This is a genomic window from Paraburkholderia sp. GAS333 (assembly GCF_050435665.1).
In the GTDB taxonomy this organism is placed as follows: domain Bacteria; phylum Pseudomonadota; class Gammaproteobacteria; order Burkholderiales; family Burkholderiaceae; genus Paraburkholderia; species Paraburkholderia fungorum_A.
Genome location: NZ_JBNDKS010000022.1, coordinates 1 through 2,506, shown reverse-complemented (window position 1 = coordinate 2,506; position 2,506 = coordinate 1). Strand labels below are relative to the sequence as shown.

The following is a 2,506-nucleotide window of genomic DNA, read 5'->3' as shown; positions in this document are numbered from 1 at the left end:
GGTCATGAACATACTCGGTGTCGCGGGAACGATAAGGGCAATCAAGATTGCAGGAAGTTAAAGCCCGGGGGGCTTTGCCAGACTCGCGAGACACAGGTAAGCGTAAGCTAGATCGACCGAACTTGATCTAACTGAAGCGAGACCGGCCGTTCAACGTCAGAAATTGTGTTCTCACACGGTCTCGGTCGCGTCCTGCCGACCGCCGTCGTCCAGGCTTGAACAACGAAATAGGCAATTTACGTCGGACGGCACGCGGCCAAGAAGGGTCAATCGACGGCTCGAAATCCCTGACATTCAGGTGGCGACTATCGAACACACTCCGGCCATTCGACTAGCGACCGTGAGTGTTGCTTAATCAAGCGTATATAGTGAGTCTTCACGACGATTCTTGACGACCATGATAACAATCGCTCCGCACGCCTTTAATTCAAACGAAGTGTGGACCTTGGGAATAGCGGCTTACGCCGCTCTCGTTTCCACCTTCTTGCTCGGATGGGACGCATATAAGTGGCTCAGATCCGGCCCGAGGATCGATTTGTCAGTTTCAACCGGAATGAAGATGGTTGGCGGGGAAGTCGAAGACCCGCGGAGCTATGTGACGGTCACCGCGCTCAATGTGGGCGATCGGCCGACAACCATAACGAACCTTGGTGGAATGTATTTCGAATCTTGGTGGTATGCCTTTCGACACCGAAAGCCCAAACAGGCATTCATTATCACTGAGCCGGCGCCGGCACAGCGAATCCCTTATCGGTTCGATGTGGGGGCTCAATGGATAGGCATCGCTGAACAGACCGATGAGATCATGCAAATGGCTCGCGACGGCTACTTGTTCATGATCCTGTACACGGCAACCGGTGGTCGGGGGAAATGGGTGCGAGTTAAGGCGCCGAAAGTGGCTGAGCAACGTGAGCGAGACGCATAGGAAACCCAGCACGTCAATCCGAGGCTCGGGATTCAAGTCCCCGTGGCACCAAAAATGTTGGCGAAGTCGCTGTGCCAGAAAGAGCTCTCCTCTTTAGAGAAGCTGTAGACCGAGCCCCCCGTATCAAGCGCCCCGTCGCTCTGCGGCGTGAGCGTGCCTCGACTGACGAACCCTATACCTACAATGTGATCGCGCGATTCGCCAGAAAGAAATCGACTAACGCCAATGCGCAATGCCGTCGGTTTCTGTGGGTTCTCAAAGTCATCCTCTGCGACGCTCCGCAGCTGATCGGCCTCCATCCCATCGAAACCAAGGACAAGAAGACCCGGCCGTGTCTTGGTCAATTGCTTCTTCGCGGCATCAGCGGCCGTATCGAACGCCGCCGCAAGTACGCTATCGTCTTGAGCACTTTGCGGAACAAATACAATCGCGCCGCTGTTCGGTCGGCCAATAATCATCGCGTTTCGGTTTCGTGTGCCTGTCACTTTCTCAATCACGGCACGTACGGCGGGAGAGTTTGGAATCATCGGCATATCTTTCAACAAGGCGATGTCGAAATCGGCGACGCGTACACTCGAGCCGTCGTCGAATACTTTGCTTTCATTCGACAGTACTTGAGCTCGCACGCGGTCAGCCAACTCTTCCAAGTCTTTATGCGACTTCGGTAGACGATCAGGTACAGTGATTGTGACTGCAACGCCCGCTTTTATGTTCTTGACGAGGGGCTCAAGCCTTCGTTTGATCAGTTGCTGGAAAGCCAGCAGTTCTTCCTGATGGAATTTCCGGCCTTTGTCATCAGATACCGACTTGCATTCGACTTCCAGTCCATTCGGACCAACGTCCTCAATGAGAAGATCGTAGGTGGAACCCACAATTGGAGACCCTGCCGTCTGGTGCTCCGGCCACAAAACTTGGTTTCCGCGACGGACAAAATGAGTGGCGGTTGCGATTTCCAGTAGCAAGCCGCGCATATCGTCAGAGTTTTTGAGCGCACCTCGAATCCTCCCGGCTAACTCGTTGCGGTGTTTCGCCTGCAAGCTTTCTAGTATGGACAGCGTTTGGCCAGCGAAACCACAGGCATGATGAAGGTGCGCGAGCTCGGTCACGGGCAATTTGCCGTACTTGGTCAGCAGCTCACTGCACTTCGCAAGCTGAAATGCAATTGCGTACTCACGCTCGTAGTGCTCGCGGAGAAATGCGTTGCTCCGCGAATGCTGTTTTTTATTGTGGACCACCTTGTTCCAACTAGCGTCCCCGACGATTTCAGAAAGCCCCCTGAAGATCCTAGGCATGTCATCGACTCGAACTTGAAACTCAAGCATTTCGGAAACCCCAACTCAGCATGCGGGAGATTGCCAGTGTAGCGGATCGCTACGATTACCCGAGGCCACGCCATCCGCTAATCTGTCGGACTACCGTATCGAATGGCTGCTGCATTTTCGAAAAGAGCCACTGGCCAACATTGGGCGCAACGGCCGTTGAGGGTCCAGCCTGTGTGAAAACACATCAATCGCCTAAACTCAATCAACGCACTGAGACCGGGTAACTCATGAAGCGATTCGTTGAAGGCGATGACCGCAA

2 protein-coding genes are annotated in these 2,506 nt (G+C 54.0%); one reads left to right on the top strand and one right to left on the bottom strand.

From position 1 onward, the window contains the following. Positions 1-535: 535 nt before the first annotated feature. On the top strand, positions 536-925 hold the full coding sequence (locus ABH945_RS36060) for a hypothetical protein (protein ID WP_429253882.1): 390 nt from the start codon (positions 536-538) through the stop codon (positions 923-925). 32 nt (positions 926-957) lie between these two features. Here the strand turns inward: ABH945_RS36060 and ABH945_RS36055 are convergent, their stop codons facing one another. Continuing rightward, on the bottom strand, positions 958-2,217 hold the full coding sequence (locus tag ABH945_RS36055) for a hypothetical protein (protein ID WP_429253881.1): 1,260 nt from the start codon (positions 2,215-2,217) through the stop codon (positions 958-960). Positions 2,218-2,506: the final 289 nt, after the last annotated feature.